This window comes from Rathayibacter sp. AY1B7, from assembly GCF_002932735.1.
GTDB lineage: Bacteria > Actinomycetota > Actinomycetes > Actinomycetales > Microbacteriaceae > Rathayibacter.
This window is the reverse complement of record NZ_PSWK01000001.1, coordinates 211,508-230,231: the sequence shown is the minus strand read 5'-3', so window position 1 is coordinate 230,231 and position 18,724 is coordinate 211,508. Positions and strand designations below refer to the sequence as shown.

The window sequence follows — 18,724 nt, the reverse complement described above, 5'->3', positions numbered from 1 at the left end:
GGCTCCGTTCGGTCCGCGGCGACGCGGCTCGGGGTCGGTCGAGGGTCGCCCGGAGCCTACGGGAGCACGCTCGCGAGGAACCTGAGCGGACGAGGACCGCTCGGGGCGCTCAGCCCAGCCAGCCGGTGAGCGAGAGGGCCGTCACCGCGCCGACCAGGCCCGCGGCGACGAGGGCGACCGTGCCCGTGACTCCGCTGCGGGAGGGGGCTGCGGCGGGGCCGCCGGCCAGGCGCGCCCAGAGCCGGCGTGCCACCTCCTCGGCGGAGGGGCGGTCGGCCGGATCGAGAGCGGTCATCGCGGTCAGCAGCTCGCGCCACTCCGCCGGGACCGACTCCGGGACGACGGGCGCGTGGTGGAGGCGCTGGATCGAGATCTCGAGCGTCGTGCCGGTGTAGGCCCTGCGGCCCGAGACGGCCTCGAGCAGGACCAGCCCGAGCGAGTAGACGTCGGACGCCGGTCCGACCGGGCCGGAGCCGAGGCTCTCGGGGCTGAGGTACGCGGCGGTGCCCACCAGCACGTCGGAGCGGGTGAGCCGGGCGTCGTCGACCGAGCGGGCGATCCCGAAGTCGCTGAGCTTGGCCTCGTGCGCGGAGAAGCCGGATGTGGTGGCGCGCGAGCGGACGAGGACGTTCTCGGGCTTCACGTCGCGGTGGAGGACGCCCTGCGCGTGCAGGTGCGCGAGAGCATCGGCCACCTGAGCGCCGACCTCCGCGACGAGCCGCTCATCGCCGGAGCCGAACCAGTCGGCCGCCGGGTCGCTGCGGTCGAAGTACTCGAGGACGAGGAACGCGAGGTCGCCCTCCTCGCCGGGGATCTCGCCCTGGTCGAGGACGTCCACCACGGAGGCGTGACGCGAGTCGATCAGGAAGCGGATCTCGCGCTCGCGCCGCGCCCGCTCGTTGGGAGTGTCCGGGATGTCGCGGTGGACCTTGACCGCGACCTGGCGGGCGAGGCGGAGGTCGCGAGCGCGGTAGACGACGGCGCTGCCGCCCTCCCCCACCCGCTCGAGCACGAGGTAGCGACCGGCCAGGGTGGAGCCGACCAGCGGATCCACGACGTCGGCGGGGAGCGGCTGCAGGCGGTCGAGTTCGTCCAGCACGGGCAGCTCCCTCCGCGAATGAGTCACTAGCTCGTCTAACTAGTAGTCCCTTCGTAGTGGTCGCCGCCCTTCCAGGCAAGCACCTCGAGGGAGGTTGGCTTGTCTAGATGTTCTTGCTACGAGACTGTCTAGACTGTTCGGCATGGATGAGGTCACGCTGAAGCGACCCGGGGCCTTCTGGTTCTCGGGTGAGGCGACCGAGCCCGGAGCGGTGGAGGTCCTCGCCGCGATGCGCGCCTTCCGCACGGCGGAGGCCGCGATGCGCCGACGGACCCGCGGATCCATGGGCATGGGCGAGAACGACCTGCTGGCCGTGCAGTTCCTCATGCGCCGCCAGCAGAAGGGCGTGCACGTCAGCCCGAAGGACCTGGCCTCCTACCTCGGCATCTCCTCCGCCTCCACGACCGTGCTGATCGACCGGCTGGTCAAGAGCGGGCACGTGGTCAGGGAGCCGCATCCGAGCGACCGCCGGGCCATCCGCATCGTCGCCACCCCCACCTCCCACCGCGAGGTGCGCGAGACGCTCGACGAGATGCACCGCCGCATGCTCGAGGCGGCCGAGACGCTCAACCCCTCCGAGGCCGGGACCGTCATCCGCTTCCTGCAGACGATGCGCGACATCGTCGAGCGCCCGGCCGACTCCGAGACGGTCGACGCCGCCCAGGAGCTCGCGGGCGAGCCGATCGGCGAGTACGCCGACGGCGTGCTGGAGCAGCGCCGCGCCTGACCGGCGTCCCCACGGCCGCGACCGCGCGTCCCCAGGAGTTCACTCCGAGGGTCTTCTGCCGCGCCCCGGATCCGTCGGAGAATCGAGTCGTCCGGCGGCGATGGACAGAAAACGCACTCCGCGAAGTAAGTAGCTAGCTCAACTAGTAGGAAGTCTTTCTAGCGATATAGAGTGACGGACGTCAGCCACTCGCACGTCAGATCGGAGCACACCATGGGCAACATCCTGTACGGCACTCCCCCCGCCGCCATCGAGGTCGAGGACCGCGCCCTCGCCCACCTCCAGATCGTCATCATCAACAAGTTCCGCCGCGACGAGCGCTTCCTGCTCACCCTCGACGCGAGCCCCCAGGCCGGCACCGGCCGCCGCGGCGTGTGGATGCACCCGACCATCCCGATCCAGTTCGAGTTCAAGGGCAGCCGCCAGCCCACGATCAACCCGGAGTGGGTCGAGGCCCTCATGGAGCGCGCCAACAGCGGCGCCGGCCTCCGCATCGTGCCCGAGCCGACGAGCAACGCCGCCGTCCCGCTGCGCCGCGCCGAGCCCGCCGCCTGACCCTCCGCGCCGGAGCCGCTCCCGATCAGGCTCCGCCGCCGCACACCGACACGACCCGCCTTCCCGCCCGGGAGGCGGGTTCCGTCGTCTCCGGGCCTGAGAACCCCGGGAGCGCGCTCGCAAGTGGTTGACATTCCGCGCCACGGTCAGGGTCGCAGTCCTACACTGCTCCTGCGGCACGGGGTCGTTCCGGCGGGCTCGTCCCTGCTGTCGCACGCATGACCGGCCGCCGGCCGCTCGGGCCCCCCTCTCGAGCGACCGGCGGACGGCTGCGCGGCGCACCCGAAGCGCCGTCCGCGAGGTCCGCCGGAACCAGGAGCGGCCAGATGACCCACGGAACGAACAGCCTCACCACCACCGTCGACGAGGTGCGCCCGGGCGACCTCTTCTGCGCCGTCGTCGCCCACGAGACCGAGCAGTGGCGCGTCGTCGCCGTCCTCGGCATCCGCGTCCTCGCCGAGCGGGTCTCCGGAGGAGACCGCCGCAGCTTCACCCTCCGCTTCGTGCGCCACCAGCTCTCGCCGGACGTGCTCATCGCGAGGGGTGCCGCAGCGAACCGCTAGGGGATCAGGCGCTCCGCGCGGTAGCGGTCGAAGAGCGCCGTGAACGAGTCGACCGTCCGGTGGAACGCCGTGAAGCCGGCGAGGCGGGACTTGCCGATGTCGGTGACGACCTCGAGGTTCCGGCCGAGGTCGGCGTCGGTGTGCCACCAGGAGGCGACGCGGGAGAGGTCGGGCTCGATCAGCCCGTGCTCGTCGACGAGGCGCCGCCAGACGGGCTCGGCACCGGCCATCTGCTGCTCGAGCGGCTGCGGCTCCTCCCCCGGGCCGACCGGCTCGACGCCGAAGTGCTCCGCGATCCGGGTCCACATCCAGCGCCAGCGGAAGACGTCGCCGTTGACCACGTTGAAGGCCTGGTCACGGCCCGCCTCCGACGTCGACGCCCAGAGCATCTGCTCGGCGAGGATCGTCGCGTCGGTCATGTCGGTGAGTCCGTTCCACTGCGTGAGCGAGCCGGGGAACACGAACGGGGTGCCCTCGGCACGGTGGATCGACGCCGCGACCGCGAGGGTCAGCCCCATGTTCATCGCGTTGCCGACGGCGTGCCCGATGACCGTGTGCGAACGGTGCACCGACCAGGTGAACCCGGCGCGCCCGGCCGCGGCGAAGAGCTCGTCCTCCTGCGCGTAGTAGAAGTTCGGGGCGTCGAGGCGCTCCTCCTCCTCGTGGAACGGGGTGTCGGGCATCGCGCCCTGCCCGTACGCCTCGAACGGGCCGAGGTAGTGCTTGAGGCCGGTCACCAGCGCGACGTGCTCGACGGGAGCGTGCGCGAGCGCGGCGAGGAGGTCGCGGACCATGCCGCCGTTGACCGCGATGTTCTCCTCCTCCGTCGCCTGGCGCGACCAGGCGGTGAAGAAGACGTGCGTGGGGCGCTGGTCGGCGAGAACGCGGGCCAGGTCCTCGGCGGAGCGCAGGTCGGCGGCGAGCGGAGTGACGCCGGGGAGCGCGTCGATCGGGCGGCGCGAGAGGGCGGTCACCGGCCACCCCTGCTCGGTGAGCAGGTCGACGAGGGCGGAGCCGCCGATGCCCGTCGCACCGACGACGAGGACGCTGCGGGGGTCGGACGGGGGGACGGGAGTGGTGGAGGACATCCCCTGGGCCAACAGCCCCGGGGGCGAGGCATTCCCCGATCCGGGCGTCACGGAGGGACACCGGAGGTCACGGAGGGACACCGGGCGTCACGGAGGGACACCGGGCGTCACGGGCGGACCGCGGACCGGGCTCCTCCCCTACCGTCGAGCACGAGCCGCCCGGGGTGGGCGCAGCGGAACAGGAGCCGACGATGACCGCGACCGACGTGCGGGCCGTGCCCGAGGTGGACTACGAGGAACTGGCGGGGCGGTTCCGGCCGCTGTTCGCCGAGATCGCGGCGGGGGCGGCGGCGCGGGAGAGCGCGCGCGAGCTGCCGGTCGCGCAGATCCGAGCGCTGGCGGACGCCGGGTTCGGCGCGGTGCGCGTGCCACTGGAGTCCGGCGGGGCCGGCGCGAGCCTCCCCCAGCTGTTCCGCCTGCTGACGGAGCTGGCCGCCGCCGACTCCAACCTCCCCCAGGCGCTCCGCGGCCACTTCGCCCTGGTCGAGGACCGGCTGCTCGCGACCGACGGGACCCGCGAGCGCTGGCTCCGGCGCTTCGCCGACGGCGAGCTCGGCGGCAACGCCTGGACCGAGGTCGGCACGGTCGCGATCGGCGACGTGCAGACGAAGGTCGCTCCGGTCGAGGGCGACCCGACGCGGTTCACGGTGACCGGCACGAAGTACTACTCCACCGGCAGCGTCTTCGCCGACTGGATCGACACCTTCGCCCAGCGCACCGACACCGGGCAGAAGGTGATCGCGATCGTCGACGCTCGCCAGGCGGGCGTCGAGCACGCCGACGACTGGGACGGCTTCGGCCAGCGCACCACCGGCTCGGGGACGAGCACCTTCACGGAGGCGGTGGTCGCGGCCGAGGACGTGATCGACTTCGAGACCCGGTTCCGCTACCAGACCGCGTTCTACCAGGCGGTGCTGCTGGCCGTGCTGGCGGGCTCGATCGCGGGGGCCGAGCGCGAGATCGCAGCCGAGGTGCGGGCGCGGACCCGGATCTTCTCGCACGGGAACGCCGAGTCGTTCGCGGCGGATCCGCAGATCCTGCAGGTGGTGGGGCAGGTCTCGGCCGCCGCCTATGCGGGAGCGGCGATCGTGGAGCGCGCGGCGGTCGCGCTGCAGCGGGCGCACGACGCGGCCCTCGACGGCGACCCGCTCGAGGACGAGCGGCAGAACGACCTCGCCGAGCTCGAGACGGCGCAGGCCCAGATCGTCCTGACACAGCTGGCCACCCGGGCGACCTCCGACCTCTTCGACGCGCTGGGCGCCTCCGGGGTGAGCACCCGCAAGAACCTCGACCGGCACTGGCGCAATGCGCGCACGGCCGCCAGCCACAATCCGTGGGTGTTCAAGGCGCGGATCGTCGGCGACCACGCGGTCAACGGCACCGTGCCGCCGCGGGTCTGGGCGATCGGCGCGGGGCCGAAGCGGTAGTCGCCCCGGCGCCGGCCGGGGGCGGTGGACAGCCGGCGAGAGCGGAGGAGAGGATCGAGGGGGCGGCGACGCGGCCGCCGCGGACGAGGGGGCTCGCGATGATCCGGACGACGACCGCGAGGGGCGCCGGTGCGCTGCTCGCCTGCGCGGCGGGGCTGCTCGCGCTGAGCGGCTGCACGGGAAGCGCCGACGAGGGGACGGCCCCGACGACAGCTCCACCGCTGGTCTCGAGCGCTCCGACGACGAGCAGTGCCGTGCCGACCGCGAGCGCCAGCAGCGCGACTCCGCTGCCCACCGCGACCCCGGCCACCGCCCTGCTCCCCTGCGAGGACCTGCTCACCGCTGAGGAGGAGGCGTCGCTCGCCGAGGACGGTCTCGCCCTCGCGCCCGAGGCGACGGCGTACGACGTCGACTACCCCGTCGTGCAGGAGATCGCCGAGGACGGGGTGCTCTGCCGGTGGACCGGCCAGGGCGACGTCTCGGTCGTGGTCGGGCAGCTGGCGGTCCCGGACGCGGAGTGGCCGGATCGGAGCGCCGCGCTCCTCGCGGACGGGTTCACCGCCGACGACACCGCGGCGCCGGGCTTCCTCGACGGGCCCGACGATCCGGACGAGAGCTACCCCGGCCGCGGCGTCCTCCACCGCGACGGCGTCCTCTACTACGTGAGCTACTCCGGGATCGTCGGCTCGATCGTGCCGCTCTCCGACTGAGGCGGCGGATCGACGACCCAGGGCGGGCGCCCGTGGTCGGCGCTGCTCCCCGTCGTCAGCTGCTCACCGTGGTGGTCGAACGACAGCGGGGCTCCCGCCTCGGCGCACTCACGGCACCGATACCCGAGGGCGACGTCGGCTGCTACCTGGTCCCGGGGCTCCACGAACTGCACGAAGGCGTGCTGTCCCGTGAACGTGAACCCGGCCAGGCAGTCCGCTCCGTCAGCAGTGAGACGGCCAAACACAACCCGTACATCACTCCCGGGCCGTCGCCCGTCAGGCCAAGCACGAGCGCCAGCGTGGTCACTAGACTCCTCGGGGTGCAGGAGTGCGGCCACACCGGCTTGGTTGCGCAGCGGAAAACCGACCCATTCTCCCGTCGCATCACGTGCGACGATATCGGGCGCGACGCGTGCAAAGAAGCGGAGCACCCGGAACATCGTGGCTGTGACTTCGCGGCCCCGCAGCTCGGAGTCGAAGTGGCCCTTCTATGCCTGGGTGTTCGTCCGCAGCCGTTGGTGGGCTGCGGCAGGGATCTCCGCCCAAGACGCGTACGCCCTGAGCCCATAGAATCCGCCGACCATTGCATTGGGGCGATCAGGGGCGACCGGGTGAAGGGCGTGCTGCGTGACGTTCCGCGCGTACCGACACGCGTCGATGAGATTGGCTTCGGGGTCTCGCGGGGCCGCGAAGAGGGCGTTGTAGCTCGCGGAGCCACCGATCTGCTGGAGCCAGTCGTTGAGCACTTGCACGGCCCCGACGAACAACCGAGCTCGCGTCGCGAGAGCATCGAGGTGATCGGTTCGAGCGGTCTCGATGTAGTAGTCGCGCGTTGTGACCTACGCATCTCTCATTGCGGCGCGAAGCGACGCTGTCTCGTCAGCCATGAGGGTCAACGGAATTGGCATCGCTCAACCTCTGTGCGGTTCGACGTTGGGGCGTTCTTCCGACATATCTACTCCGCCTCTCCGCGGCTCACTGCGGGGATCTTCACGTAGTGGATCGTGAACGACGATCCGATGAGGCGGAACTCCTGACGGTTGCGGCCGAAGTCGAAGGGGTTGTCGCTCGGCTTCTGCCAGATGTCGAGGCCCTTGCCCAGGTCGACGCGCCAGCCGTGGTTGGTCTCGATGCGACGGTCGTGGATCGAGTCGTCGAGCCGTACGGCGAGGCGAACGCCTACCGCGTCGGACGCATCCTTGATCGACTTGAGCATCAACAGCTGGCCATGTTTGAACTCCGCCTTCGGCTCCTCTGTGGTGACGAGTACGACGTCGATCTCGTCGGCGTCGTCTTTGGCCGAGGCAAGCAGGCTGAGCAGGTCCGCGAGGTTGCGCCCCTGATGCGGCATTCGGATGTAGGGGTCCGTGATCACGATCTTGGATGCGCCGCTAACGTAAGGCAGGAGGAGGGACTCGTAGGAGACACCCCTCTGGCCGGCTGAGAAGTCCCGGTGCCCTTCAGTCAGCAGCACATCGGGTGCCGACATCTGAGCTGCGGCGGCGGGTGCGTCGCCGCCTTCCGGAGCGACCGGAACGGACGTGGCCTCATCATCGCCCCCATCGCCGTCGCCGCGGCCAACGGTGTCCCAATCCCGCCGGTACAGCGTCGGGTATTGGCTCTCCTCGAGAGTCGCAACGTCGCGCCACACGCCTGCCTTGTCGGCGTACCGGAAATGGACGGGAGTATCCCGCATCGTGGCGTCGATCCGCAGGATCGAGTCCTTCACTCGCTTGCGGCCCTCGACCGCGAACTCCAGCAACGCACGTACTTCCTCCTCGATTGCGTCACCCGTCGGGTGTACGAGCTTCATCAGCCCGGAGAAGGTCTTGCGGATGCCATCCTGGTCGCGCGTCGAGATCGAGGTGTCGAGCGTGAAGTAGTCCCTGTACTTGTCAGAAAAGTCCTCCGACCGCTTCGCACGCAGAATCTCGGCGAGGTAGTCAACGACGAACCCGTAGCCGGCGGAGAACATTTCCGATCGGATCGCCGCGACCTCCCAGCCGGGGATGTAGTGGTGAATGCGGTCAAGCCACGCGGGGTCGCGGTAGGCGTCGGGCAGCTCGTCGAACAGGTGGGAGTTCTTGAGCATGTATGGCACGGTGTGCGTCGTGTTGCCGATGAAGGCCATCGAGGCCTCGGCTCCGTAGATGCTCGTGCCGCGCGAGAACGACTTGTTCGCGAGGTAGTTCTTCATCACGTTGACGAGGTTCTGGTTGGCGCGCCGGTTGGCTGCGAACTCGTCGAACGCGACGCAATCCCAGTAGCCAACCAGGCCGATACGCCCGCTCGCGTTGTTGACAAACAGCTTGGCGACCGTCACCTCGCCGCCGGAGATGAGGATGCCGTTCGGGGAGAACTCGCTGAAAGTGTGTGACTTACCGGTTCCCTTGGGGCCGAGTTCGACGACGTTGTAGTTGCGCTCGACGAACGGGATGAGCCGGGTCAGCGCGATGAGCTTGCCGCGCTCGTTGAACTGCTCGGGGTTGAGGCCGATCGACTGCATGAGCAGGTCGATCCATTCCTCGGTCGTGAATGCCTTGCGGGCGTCGTGGTAGTGGTCGATGTCGACGCCGGCAACCTGGATGGGCTTGAGCTTGTCGAGAATCCAGGGCACGACACGCTGGTCGTCGGAGTGGAAGTACTCGATGTCGCAGATGCACCAGACGCCGCCGACAAGGAGCTTGGGGTTGTGCTTGACCGTGACGTCATCGATGATGACGCCCTTGATCTGGAGGTTCTCGAACTCCGCCTCGTGGACGTCGTTCTTCTCGTTGAGCGTGACGGTGACCTTGTCGATCACGCGGTGCCGGCCCTTGCGGCGGATCTCCGACTTCGCGAGCATGTGCTCGTTGCGGTTGACGTAGTGAGCTGCGAGGATCTGTCGCACGCTGTCGATCCCGGCCCGGATCGTCGCCTCGTCATCGGAGGCCGCGTACTGGCCCAGCAAGTACTCCAGCACGTAGGAAGGCACCACGGCGTTGCCGCGGACTGCCTTGACGAGGTCCTTACGGACGACGGCACCGGCGAAGTGCTCGTTGATCTTGTCGTCGAGCGCGGATTTTGTCGGCGCGGCGTCGGTCGCCTCAGCCACGGCACGCACGTCGATCTCGTCGAGTGCGTCTTCGAGGTTGGTCATGGCTCTCCTAGAAGTCGAAGTCCGTCGTGAACGACCGCTTGATGGTGTAGTTCCCCTTCGAGAACAACTTCCACTGCGTCGTGTTCGAGATCGGCTCTTCGAGCCGCAACTCGACGGGCCGGTTGTTGAACTCGTCGGCGTCTTGGGTCAGGTACAGCACGGCCTTCTGGTACCGATCGCGCTGGTCGTCGGATGCGCTGTCGAAGGTAAAGACAGGCTGGTCGGAGATCAGCGTCTCACCCACGTAAAGCCCAATTCGGACCTGACGCGGTTGGATCTTGTCCGTAACGGCCTCGCGCTGGAGCAGCTTGACCGCGAGCTGCCCAGTAGTGATCTTGTCGGTCTCGGGCATGAGGTCGACGTTGACCCGACGAACGTCGGTCTTGCGCTTCTTGTTGACCGAGATCACCGGAACGACGATCTCCTGAAGAGATGCGCCGCCGTGGACGTAGCGGGTGCCAGCGCCGGGTTGCGGGATGCGATGGATCGACTTGGGAATCTGGATGTCGAGGTGTCCCGTGAGCCCGGCCTGGGCCGCGGTGAACGTCATGAAGGACGGGGACGGCTTGAGTGCTCGGCCGAGCGCGTAGCGACGGTTGGTCTTGGTGACCGCGTCACCCTGGGGAGACTCCGAGACGTAGTACGCCTGCTCCAGCGGGATGTCCTGATAGAGAAACCCGTGGTCGGCGGTGATCAGGATGTTCGTCGCGTTCGCGCTTGTCCACTTCTTCACCAGCGACACTAACTCGCGTAGCGTCTCCTCGGCGGCCTCGAAGACTGTCCGCTCGGTCGAGGCCTTGTCACCCGCAGCGTCGATGCGGTCGTGGTACACGTAGAAGATCTGGTGCTTCTTATACAGCTCACGAAGCTCGCTCCCCGGCATGGCGAGGACCTCGGAAGCGGTGATGGCGTGCCCCTTGACAGCTTGCAGAATCTTGTCGCGGTTCGCGGTTCCGTTCGTCGGCTTCCCGTCGGCCAGAACCGGCATTCCCTCGGGGTCGAGTTCCAGGCTCGACTGCGGCAGCAGCGACGCCATACCGAGCTGGGTGTAGCTCGGCAGCGAGCCGAGCACGGCCGAGAGTGACGCGTCGAATCGGTCCTCGCCGCGGATCATCGACGCGAGTTCCTCTGCGATCTCGTAACGCACGCCATCGGAGACGATGACGACTGCCTTGGTCCGGCCGTCCTTGACGACAGGGGCGACGTGACGGTCGAAGAACTTCGCCTGCGGCGCGAGCGTCGCTGACTTCCAATCGCTCATGGGCTCAAGAGCCTGCTGCCAGAGCCCGCCGAAGACGTAGAGGTACTTGTTGGCGTACTGCTTGTCTACCTCGGCCTTGAGCGATTCGAGCGGCTTTTGAAAGTCGGCGGTCTGGTGGGCGTAGGTGAACCAGCGGTAGTGCTGGTCGATGCGGAACCAGTCGGACTGGTACTTCTCCAACCCGACGGCGACTGAGGCGATGATGTGCGGGAGGCCAACAATCGCGGCGAGCAACTCTGAGGCGCTCTGAATGGCCTGGTAGAGCTTCGTGTACTTAGCCTTCCACAGGCTCTCCTGGCGCTGCCGCACGATGTCGGCAACCTCGCGCGGCGTCACCGACTGAGTAGCGACCGCAGCGGCAAGGTCTACGATCACCTTGCGGTCGATTTCCTCGAAGATCGTGATCCTGGCCAGCTCGCGGTAGTCGCGACGCTCTATTTTGGACTTCACGTCAAGTGCGTCAGCCGCGCGCGAGGCGAGCGTCGTCATCGTGTCCTGACTGCGGACGTCGTAGCGAAGGGCGTTGAAGTCGCTGCGGATATTGCGGAACTCGTCGGGGGTGGCCGACGCGAAGTCTTCGCTGGCGCGGCCGAACATCCACAGGACGAAATCGTCGATCGTCGGCGTCACGCTCGCGTACTTATAGATGCTCGCGAGCCCATCCCAGAAGAACTGATCGAGCCCGAAGGTGACGAGATCCTCGAACTTGGCGCTCTTCCCAACAGCGTTCTCAACCAACAGTTCCCGCACGATGTCGGTGAGCTTGTTCCCTGGCGCCTTGACCAGCACCTGGCACATCTTGGCACGCAGGCGCGCGGCGTCGTCTCCCTCATTGAGGAGCTTCTCCAGCGCCAGCTTGCGGTTGTTCGCAGCGAGGAACTTCTGGTGCCGCTCGATCACCGGCAACAGGGCGGGGTCGCCCAGGCCAAGCTCCTGCTGGAGCATGGAGGCCCTGTCGGCCGTGAACACGCCGTACGCGAGTTCGAGATCCAGCAGCCAATTCGCGGTCCCGCGGGGGATGTCGCCCGAGCGATAGACGACGTACCTGCTGACGTGATCGGCGAGAACTGCATTCTTCGCGCCGAACTCGTTGCCCTCGACACGGATGACGTTGGCCGCGCCGAGATCGAGCACATCGACGTCGGCGGAGTACTCGCCGGCGGGATCGTTCCAAAACACAACGCGCTCCGAGGCGAGTCGGCTTTGGAGGGCGTCCTGGACGGAGGTCAGATCAGTCACTCGCTGCCTCCAATCCAGGGATCTTCTTGAGTGCCACACCGAACTTGAGGTAGTTCGCCTTCACGCCGTCATCGAGGTCAATCAGGACGTTCTCAGACGCCTTCGGGAAGAGCGTGACGTGCTCGTACTCGTTCAGCTCGACGAGCATCCTTCGGAGCCGGTCCGCCTCCTTCGCGTTCCCAAGACGCTCGGCGTGCTGGAGGGCAGACTCCAGCTTGGTCACGTACTCACGCAAGTAGGTCAGCACCGCCGAGACCGTCGACGGCGTGTACCGGTGCATGCAGATCAGCGCGTTGAATGAGCCGTTGGGACTAGAGAACAACCAGTAGATCGGCCGTTTCTTGTACCGCTTAATGTGGTCCTTGTAGAACGACTTCACGAAGTAGTCGCGAAGGTTCTTCACCCCAAGTGACTCGGTGATGAACCGCAGGTTCTCCTCGAAGTGCTGCTCACCGAACGCAGCACGAAGGAACTGGCGGAACCGCTCGACAATGTCGTCCTCGAACCAGTTGCCCTCCACAATCGGGATGACGTTGTCGCTGTCCGGCATGAACGTGGGCTTGGGGCACTTCGTGAGATAGTCCTCGGCGGTCGCGCCCCGGTCGGCGAGGATCAGCCCCGGTTCGTCAAGGCCGTAGCGCCCGAACATGCACCCAACCGAATACGAGACAAAGTCGCGAATTAATTCCGCAGTAGCAAGCGACTGGTATTCAGTCGTCGACCGCCCCGGACCGTAGCGAAAGCTGGGGTTTGCAAGCAACGAGTGCTCACTCCACGGGATTTCCGCGGGTTTGGGCAGTCCAGCGGCCTCTGCGACTTCCCTTTCGATCTCATTCTCACAGTGCGCCAGTGCCGCGGTCATCGAAGCGCTCTCGGCGTGAACGGCGGCGACTGAATCGATCACTCGCCCATGCCGCCCATCCGACAGGAGGGCGGACCGCGTGAAATCCAAGGACAATTCTTCGCGATCCCAATCGAGCTTGCTCAACTCTCGGCAAGTCTTGCCCGCTTCCGGACTCACCTCGACGAATGGGAAATCAAGAAGCGTAGCGGGCCGCAGATTCAACGTCGGGTTCAGCTCCTTCACGAGCGATGTCACAGTTCGGGAGTTAAGATAGGCCGAAATGCTATCGAGAGGCGTGCTGCTGGCAACGACAAAGCAGCTCGCATCGTTGTGAACAACTCTTGCGTCGCTGTACCGGAAGGAGGGGATCCGCGTGCCGATTTTTGTCCACGAGAGGTTCTCCCGGAAGTACAGGGAGGCATTGCGGATCACAGCCCCCGAGCTCTGCTGCTTAATCAGCCCGCCGTTGCCTCGCCAATCCATCACACTGAGAGTTGGGTCGTACCACCGACGGAACTCTCCCCCCTTCGTCGAAGGCGTCCACTTAGCTCGATCCATGCCCTCCTTTCCGGCCACGTTTAGGTCGCTCCGGGAAACCTCGAACCAGTAGCGGACGAACCGACCATTGGCACCTGTCTGCGAACCAACACCAGCTTGGAGATACTTGCGAATAGGCGGACCAGCCAAGAAGTCTGAAATCGAGGCATCTGCGAAGTATGCGAGAAGCGCGCCGCGCAGGGCAAGGAAATCGTGCGAAGAACGTTCGAAATGCCGCGGGTCGTCAGGATCGTGTGCCGCTACGCGAACCGCGAGTTTCGGGTCTTCCTCACCGAGAAGTCGTAGGTATGTTCCCAGCGCAGGTAAAGCCGCGTGGCGAAACACCGTCGCGACAACTGCAACCACCTCGCCACCAAAGGAGTCGAACACACCTGTGCCCAGGTGGCAGAGCGTCGCGATCGCCCTAGTCTCAAGTAGGCGCCGTCGAAGATTCTCGAATGACGACAGATACATCCAACTCTGCATCGTCACGAGGGCGCTCATCCCTCCGGGAACCACCAGCGAGCCAGCTCGGGAGATGAAGCAGGCATCCAGGCCCCAGGCCGAGTCGTCGTAGCGGGAATCTACGAAGCTCGTCAGCAGGTCCCCCATGTTTCCCCGACCCATGTAGGGAGGGTTGGCCACAAGTACCGAGTACTGCCGCATGAGGAACTCCGCTTGGCGGACCGCCTTCTGGGCCCAGTTGAGTGCGTCGGTGCGAAGGATGTCGCCGTCGGCATCGAGTTTCGCGAGGTGGCCAGCGAGCCGGACGGTGAGATCCGAATCTGGCTGGATGAGCGAACCGATAGTGTCGGCGTCCGCGAACTGGTTCCAGTACGCCTCTTCCGCGTGACGGTCGCCGTCCTTCGTGACGAGGTATTCCAGCTCGTCTGGAGTGAAGGTGATGGGGTCGAGGACCGCGATGTTTGGTTCGACCGGGTTCTTGAGGAACAGCTTGCGCTTGGCCGCGGCCTTCATCGTCAGGGCAAACGCGGCCAAAGCACCGGAGCGCCGGTCGATCTCGGTTCCATAGAGGTTGTTCGTGAGGATCAGGCGCGGGATCTGCGACGGGGCGTAACCCTCCTCCTCGTAGATCGCGTAAAGCAAGTCGAAAGCGTAGGTGAGCATGTGCCCCGAGCCGCACGCCGGGTCGATTACCTTGAGTTCTTCAGGCTTGCTGATCTTGAGGAAGTCGGTCTCCTCGTCGACCGGGGCGATGTAGTAGTCCATCTGGTCGACGACTCGGGACTCGGGGTGGTTGAGCATCCACAGGCGACCGAGGGAGTTCTCGACGAGGTACCGGACGATCCAGTGCGGGGTGAAGAGCTGGGTGGCGGCAGGGATCTCGTCGGCGCCGGCCTTCTTATTCTTCTTGAACCCGGCGAAGACCTCGCCCTTGCGCTCGGAAATGTAGAACTGGTAGAGCCAGCCGATGACCTCGACATCCTGGCAGACCTCCTCGGTGAGCACGTTAACGGAGCGATCCAGGGTGGAGTCCTCCGCGAGCAGGTTGGCGGGGATGAGGAGCTCAGTGTAGTCGCCCTCACGCTCGAACATGAAGGGCATGGCTCGGTTCCAGTAGCGGCAGTAGTCCGCGAGGAGGAGCGCGTAGGCCTCGGCTTGTGCATCGACGCCCGGGCGCGGCTGGCGGGTGCCGTTGAGCAACCCAGTGACGGTCGCCGCGTTCGCGCCCTTGACTACGTCGCCGTCGATCTGACTGCGCTTGGCGGCGGCCAGCACCTCGGGCTGCGCAACCTGATCGGCTGCGGGCGAGACGACGCCGACGCCCGTGTAACCGTTGGCGTCCATGAAGCGCAGGGCGATGATGCGATTGAACCAGATGTAGGCAACCTTGTCGGCCACATGGGCCTTGCCCTCGTCGTCACCGCCCGCGGCAGCGATGGCGCGCTCCAGTGCGCTCACGGCTCCCTGTTGCTCGACGCGCTCGGGCGACCCCTGGGTGAGCACGGCTGCAATGCGCGCGCCCACCTCGCGGATGAGTTCCGTGCGCGCCGACGTGGCGAAGGACTTGAGTGATGCGGTGTCCATTACAGCGTGATTCGCTTTCCGTCGTTGAGGGTCGCGACGAGCGCGGCGCGGTACTTGGCAAGGTAGGTGTCGACGTCAGCCTCGGACTCCAAGACGCCCGAAGCGCCAGGCACACTGATCGACTTGACCGACACCATCGGCTTCGGCGGCGGGGCATCGCCATTCCCACCCTGCTGCGCCGCAACGAGCCGACTCAGCAACTCCGGGTATTCGTCCTGGTCGAAGCTCGCGCCCACCTGGAGAATGAGCGCCACCTGAGTCTCGCCTCCGAGTCGCGCGAGAATGCCGTCGATCCGCCGGATCACGCTCTCCTGCGCGGCTGGGGTGGCCTTGGCATAGTAGGCGCTCCCGAGGATCTCGGCCTTACGCCTATCGATCGCCGCCGTCACCTCGGTGCGCTTGTCAGAGACGACGTCGTCGATCGCCCCCCGCAGAGAATCGGACTCCGCCTTCAGATGGTTCATCTTGTAGCCGCGGAAGGCGCTCGCGTCTGAGAGTAGGGCGTTGACTGAGTCGTCGCTGCCCGCGGGAAGGTAACCGAGGTTTCCCATGTTTGCGGTAAGGAGAGCTCGAGCCTCGTCGAAGATCTTGGCCTGCTGGCCGTTGAGGAAGGACTTGATCGGGTCGATTATGTCTTCCTTCGCTTCGAGCAGCTCGTCGGCCTTGTCGAAGTCGCTGAGGTACCAGTCGACCTGCTTTCCGATTACCTCGTCAAGTAGGGCGACGACGCCGGAGAGCTGGCCGATGAACGGGTACCGACTGCTACTGACGAGGGCATTGAGTTCATCGCGTCTGGACGCGAGCTTGCCTTTGCCGAATTCGGCCAACTCGGCAGAGTCGCTCGGCACGGCGCCCTCGTCGAAGAAGTCCGTGCAGAACTTCTTGAACGCGGCGACCTTCGCGTGGTCGTATGCCTTCTGCGGTGCGACCACGACGTGATGGTGCTTGCCGGTGTTTCGGATGAGGGGTGCTGCCTCAGTCCGGACGACCGGGTTGGAGTCGACGCTGAATGCCGCCTTGCCGTTGCCGACGAGCCATCCCAGAACGACTTCGATAGAGCCAAGATCCCAGCCATAGGGCTTGGTCTCGAAGCGGTCGACGATCTTCTTGACCGTCACCTGTTCGCCCAGGCCTGTCTGGGTAATGATCCAGGATTCCATCTCTGTGCCCGGCGACTTGAGTGCGCTGAGTGTCGCCGCGTCGAACAGCCCTGTGTCGTTCTGCACCGCGCTGGTGACTTGCTGTTCGGGGAACACCTTGCCGCCGAGCAGGCCGAGGCTCGTGTAGGTCCGGCTGACGAGTTCCTGGAACCCGTCGGCCGCGCGCGCGACGGCGTCCTGTGAGCTGGAGGTGACTTCGGCGGCGTTGATGATGAGCTGGGCCTTGCCAACCGCCTGGCGGAGGCGCTCGATAAGCTCCTTCTCGCGGTCGGAGTTGAGTACCTGCTTGGACTGGAGGATCGCCTGCATTGAGGGCGTGGCACCGGAGTTGGTGCGCTGCTTTGTGTATTTCTCTGTCTTGAGCAGCAGGCGCAGGTCCGCGAGCAGCCGCTTGTCGCGGCCGAGGAAGATCCGCAGCTCGTCTCTGCCCATGCTCTGCGCCGCAATCTCGGAGTCGCTGTAACTCGTCTCGGGCGTGATGAAGTGGATGGTCAGCTCGCGCTGGGTTCCCTGGGGCACGTCGTCGAGCTTGTAGCCGAACGAGAAGTCCTGGCCGTTCTTGACGTACTTGAGCTTGTTGATCTTGAGGATGTCGGAGGAGAGGTACCGGAAAAGCTTGCCGGAGATCTCCGAGGAGTCGATGTCAACCGCCTTGATCTCCTTCTCGATCTCCTGCTCCTCGTTGGTCAGATACTCGTAGATGTTGCCGTTGCGCTGGACGTACGACTGAGCCTCCAACAGGTTGAGCGCCTCCTGCACCTGCTTGCCCAGCGCAGTGAGGTCGAGCCCGAAGCGGTCGTAGACAAGCACGGTGAGGTTGCGGGGCGTGGCCTTGAAGGTATCGACGTACTTGACCAGGAACAGCGCCTTGAGCAGCCGATTGGCGAGGATCGTGATGTCGGAGCCGGGGTCGGGCAGATGCTTCTCGGCTTGAAGGATCGCGCTCTGGGCAGCTGACTTCAGTGCGGCGCTGATACCCGCGAACATCTGGTCAAAGGTTGCGAGGTAGCCCACCTGTTCGGTGCCGATGCGCTTTGCGACCTCCTGGACCACGCCGAGCATCGAGCGTTCGCCGACCGAGCTGTTCTTGCCCTCGAACATGTTGTGATCGGATAGGCCCTCGATCGCGGCCTGGAACATCGGGATCTGGTACGTGACGAACGGATACGTGCTGATGAACCGTCCACCATCGACGTAGTTGCGGTAGGTCTTCGCGCCGTCGACGAAGTCGAAGATCGTCTTGAAGTTAGCACCTTCCTTGGCATGGATGGCCATGAGCTCTGCGGCGCCTGCATCGTTCTTCTCCAGCAGACGCTTGTTGATGACCTCTTCGACGTCCTGGCTGGTGAGCTTTACCTTGGCGCTGAATCGAGCCTGGATCTTGGAGAAGTCGTTTCCCTGCCGCCTGGTGCGGTCGCCGATGACCTTGTCCATGTCCTCCTGCGAGGTGACGAAGACCCACGACTGCCCCTTGCACCTCGTGTTCAGGGACTCGGCGATCGTCTGAAGGTTGAGCATCAGCTTGACATCGTCGGCTATGAACTGGCCGACCTCGTCGACGAAGAAGTTGAGCCGGAAGCCAGATTCCTGCTTATCGATCCACGCCTTGACCGAGGTGGCGAAGTCCTCGATCGACACGGCGTAGGACTTCTGGTACTGCGCGATGATGCCGGGGTTCGCCTCACCGTTGACCTCGACGAACGCCTTGTCGATGTTGTGACCTTCCAGGGCGGTCTGCTCGCGCCCCTGCGACCAGTCGATGCCGGATTGCCTGGCGAAGGCGGCCTTGAATGCCTGGTACTGGCCGCGCTTGTCGAGATCCTCCTCGAACCGGGCGACAGCGCCGTCGTTGCCGAAGTAGCCGCGGCTCTCGTCGAAGACCTTGACGAAGACCTTGAGCAGGGCGTCGGTCTGGTCCTTGGCGATCAGAGTCGCCTTCTGGTCGATGTTGAACAGCAGGCTCTTGGCTGGGATGGCGGCGGCCTTCTTCAGCGAAGCGATGAGCATCGCATCCTCTGTCTTGGCCAGGAAGCTCTCGCTCACCCTCTCGCGCGGGAACGCCTGGCCTTCGACGTCACCGAGAAGGTGCGCGAGCATCTTCAGCAGGTGAGACTTACCGGAGCCGAAGAAGCCGGAGATCCACACACCGTTGGCGTTCGTGTAGTTGCTGTACTCCTCCAGCAGCGGTGCGACGCCCTTCGCGGCGTCGTTAGTGAAGACGTACTCCTCGACCTCGACGCCCAGGTGGTCGACATCGTCGGCCTTGACGACGCCCTCGATCGAGCGGGCGACGTCTTTGAGGAAGATCTCGTTGAGTTTCATCGGG

Annotated in this window: 11 protein-coding genes; 5 read left to right on the top strand and 6 right to left on the bottom strand. The window is 65.9% G+C overall.

Features of this window, described 5'->3' with window-relative positions:
- Positions 1–109 precede the first annotated feature (109 nt).
- On the bottom strand, positions 110–1,099 hold the full coding sequence (locus C5C95_RS00985) for a serine/threonine-protein kinase (RefSeq protein WP_181125505.1): 990 nt from the start codon (positions 1,097–1,099) through the stop codon (positions 110–112).
- 142 nt (positions 1,100–1,241) lie between these two features.
- Here C5C95_RS00985 and C5C95_RS00980 point away from each other — a divergent pair, with 142 nt between their 5' ends.
- The 3 genes from C5C95_RS00980 to C5C95_RS00970 all read left to right on the top strand — a co-directional run bounded on the left by C5C95_RS00980 (position 1,242) and on the right by C5C95_RS00970 (position 2,944).
- Positions 1,242–1,826, top strand: coding sequence for a MarR family winged helix-turn-helix transcriptional regulator (locus C5C95_RS00980; protein WP_104224167.1), 585 nt, complete (start codon positions 1,242–1,244; stop codon positions 1,824–1,826).
- Positions 1,827–2,039: 213 nt separating this feature from the next.
- Positions 2,040–2,381: an ATP-dependent DNA ligase gene (locus C5C95_RS00975; protein WP_104224199.1), complete on the top strand. Its 342-nt coding sequence runs from the start codon at positions 2,040–2,042 to the stop codon at positions 2,379–2,381.
- A gap of 326 nt (positions 2,382–2,707) precedes the next feature.
- A complete protein-coding gene (locus C5C95_RS00970) occupies positions 2,708–2,944 on the top strand; it encodes a hypothetical protein (protein ID WP_104225949.1) in 237 nt (78 codons plus the stop codon).
- Here C5C95_RS00970 and C5C95_RS00965 read toward each other — a convergent pair.
- Positions 2,941–4,032, bottom strand: coding sequence for an SDR family oxidoreductase (locus C5C95_RS00965; protein ID WP_104323602.1), 1,092 nt, complete (start codon positions 4,030–4,032; stop codon positions 2,941–2,943). The two genes, C5C95_RS00970 and C5C95_RS00965, sit on opposite strands and share 4 nt — an antisense overlap.
- A 191-nt stretch (positions 4,033–4,223) precedes the next feature.
- Between C5C95_RS00965 and C5C95_RS00960 the strand changes: the two genes are divergently transcribed.
- Together C5C95_RS00960 and C5C95_RS00950 are read left to right on the top strand one after the other, a co-directional pair.
- A complete protein-coding gene (locus C5C95_RS00960) occupies positions 4,224–5,459 on the top strand; it encodes an acyl-CoA dehydrogenase family protein (RefSeq protein WP_104233459.1) in 1,236 nt (411 codons plus the stop codon).
- A gap of 98 nt (positions 5,460–5,557) precedes the next feature.
- Positions 5,558–6,169 (top strand): hypothetical protein, encoded by a 612-nt coding sequence (locus C5C95_RS00950; protein ID WP_104350865.1) that lies wholly within the window; start codon positions 5,558–5,560, stop codon positions 6,167–6,169.
- 955 nt (positions 6,170–7,124) lie between these two features.
- On the opposite strand, the gene brxL is transcribed toward C5C95_RS00950, so the two are convergent.
- The 4 genes from brxL to brxC are packed head-to-tail and all read right to left on the bottom strand — an operon-like array spanning position 7,125 to position 18,720.
- Positions 7,125–9,308: a BREX system Lon protease-like protein BrxL gene (gene brxL / locus C5C95_RS00935; RefSeq protein WP_104323597.1), complete on the bottom strand. Its 2,184-nt coding sequence runs from the start codon at positions 9,306–9,308 to the stop codon at positions 7,125–7,127.
- Between the two features lie 7 nt (positions 9,309–9,315).
- On the bottom strand, positions 9,316–11,808 hold the full coding sequence (pglZ, locus tag C5C95_RS00930; RefSeq protein WP_104323596.1) for a BREX-1 system phosphatase PglZ type A: 2,493 nt from the start codon (positions 11,806–11,808) through the stop codon (positions 9,316–9,318).
- Positions 11,801–15,238 (bottom strand): BREX-1 system adenine-specific DNA-methyltransferase PglX, encoded by a 3,438-nt coding sequence (pglX, locus tag C5C95_RS00925; RefSeq protein WP_104323595.1) that lies wholly within the window; start codon positions 15,236–15,238, stop codon positions 11,801–11,803. The genes pglZ and pglX overlap by 8 nt, the downstream gene beginning before the upstream one ends.
- Positions 15,238–18,720: a BREX system P-loop protein BrxC gene (brxC, locus tag C5C95_RS00920; RefSeq protein ID WP_104323594.1), complete on the bottom strand. Its 3,483-nt coding sequence runs from the start codon at positions 18,718–18,720 to the stop codon at positions 15,238–15,240. The genes pglX and brxC overlap by 1 nt, the downstream gene beginning before the upstream one ends.
- Positions 18,721–18,724: the final 4 nt, after the last annotated feature.

Excerpts from the sequence above, each read along its gene's own strand:
- C5C95_RS00980 (WP_104224167.1), top strand. The coding sequence starts at position 1,242 with ATGGATGAGGTCACGCTGAAGCGACCCGGGGCCTTCTGGTTCTCGGGT.
- C5C95_RS00975 (WP_104224199.1), top strand. The coding sequence starts at position 2,040 with ATGGGCAACATCCTGTACGGCACTCCCCCCGCCGCCATCGAGGTCGAG.
- C5C95_RS00970 (WP_104225949.1), top strand. The coding sequence starts at position 2,708 with ATGACCCACGGAACGAACAGCCTCACCACCACCGTCGACGAGGTGCGC.
- C5C95_RS00965 (WP_104323602.1), bottom strand. The coding sequence starts at position 4,032 with ATGTCCTCCACCACTCCCGTCCCCCCGTCCGACCCCCGCAGCGTCCTC.
- C5C95_RS00960 (WP_104233459.1), top strand. The coding sequence starts at position 4,224 with ATGACCGCGACCGACGTGCGGGCCGTGCCCGAGGTGGACTACGAGGAA.
- C5C95_RS00950 (WP_104350865.1), top strand. The coding sequence starts at position 5,558 with ATGATCCGGACGACGACCGCGAGGGGCGCCGGTGCGCTGCTCGCCTGC.
- brxL (WP_104323597.1), bottom strand. The coding sequence starts at position 9,308 with ATGACCAACCTCGAAGACGCACTCGACGAGATCGACGTGCGTGCCGTG.
- pglX (WP_104323595.1), bottom strand. The coding sequence starts at position 15,238 with ATGGACACCGCATCACTCAAGTCCTTCGCCACGTCGGCGCGCACGGAA.
- brxC (WP_104323594.1), bottom strand. The coding sequence starts at position 18,720 with ATGAAACTCAACGAGATCTTCCTCAAAGACGTCGCCCGCTCGATCGAG.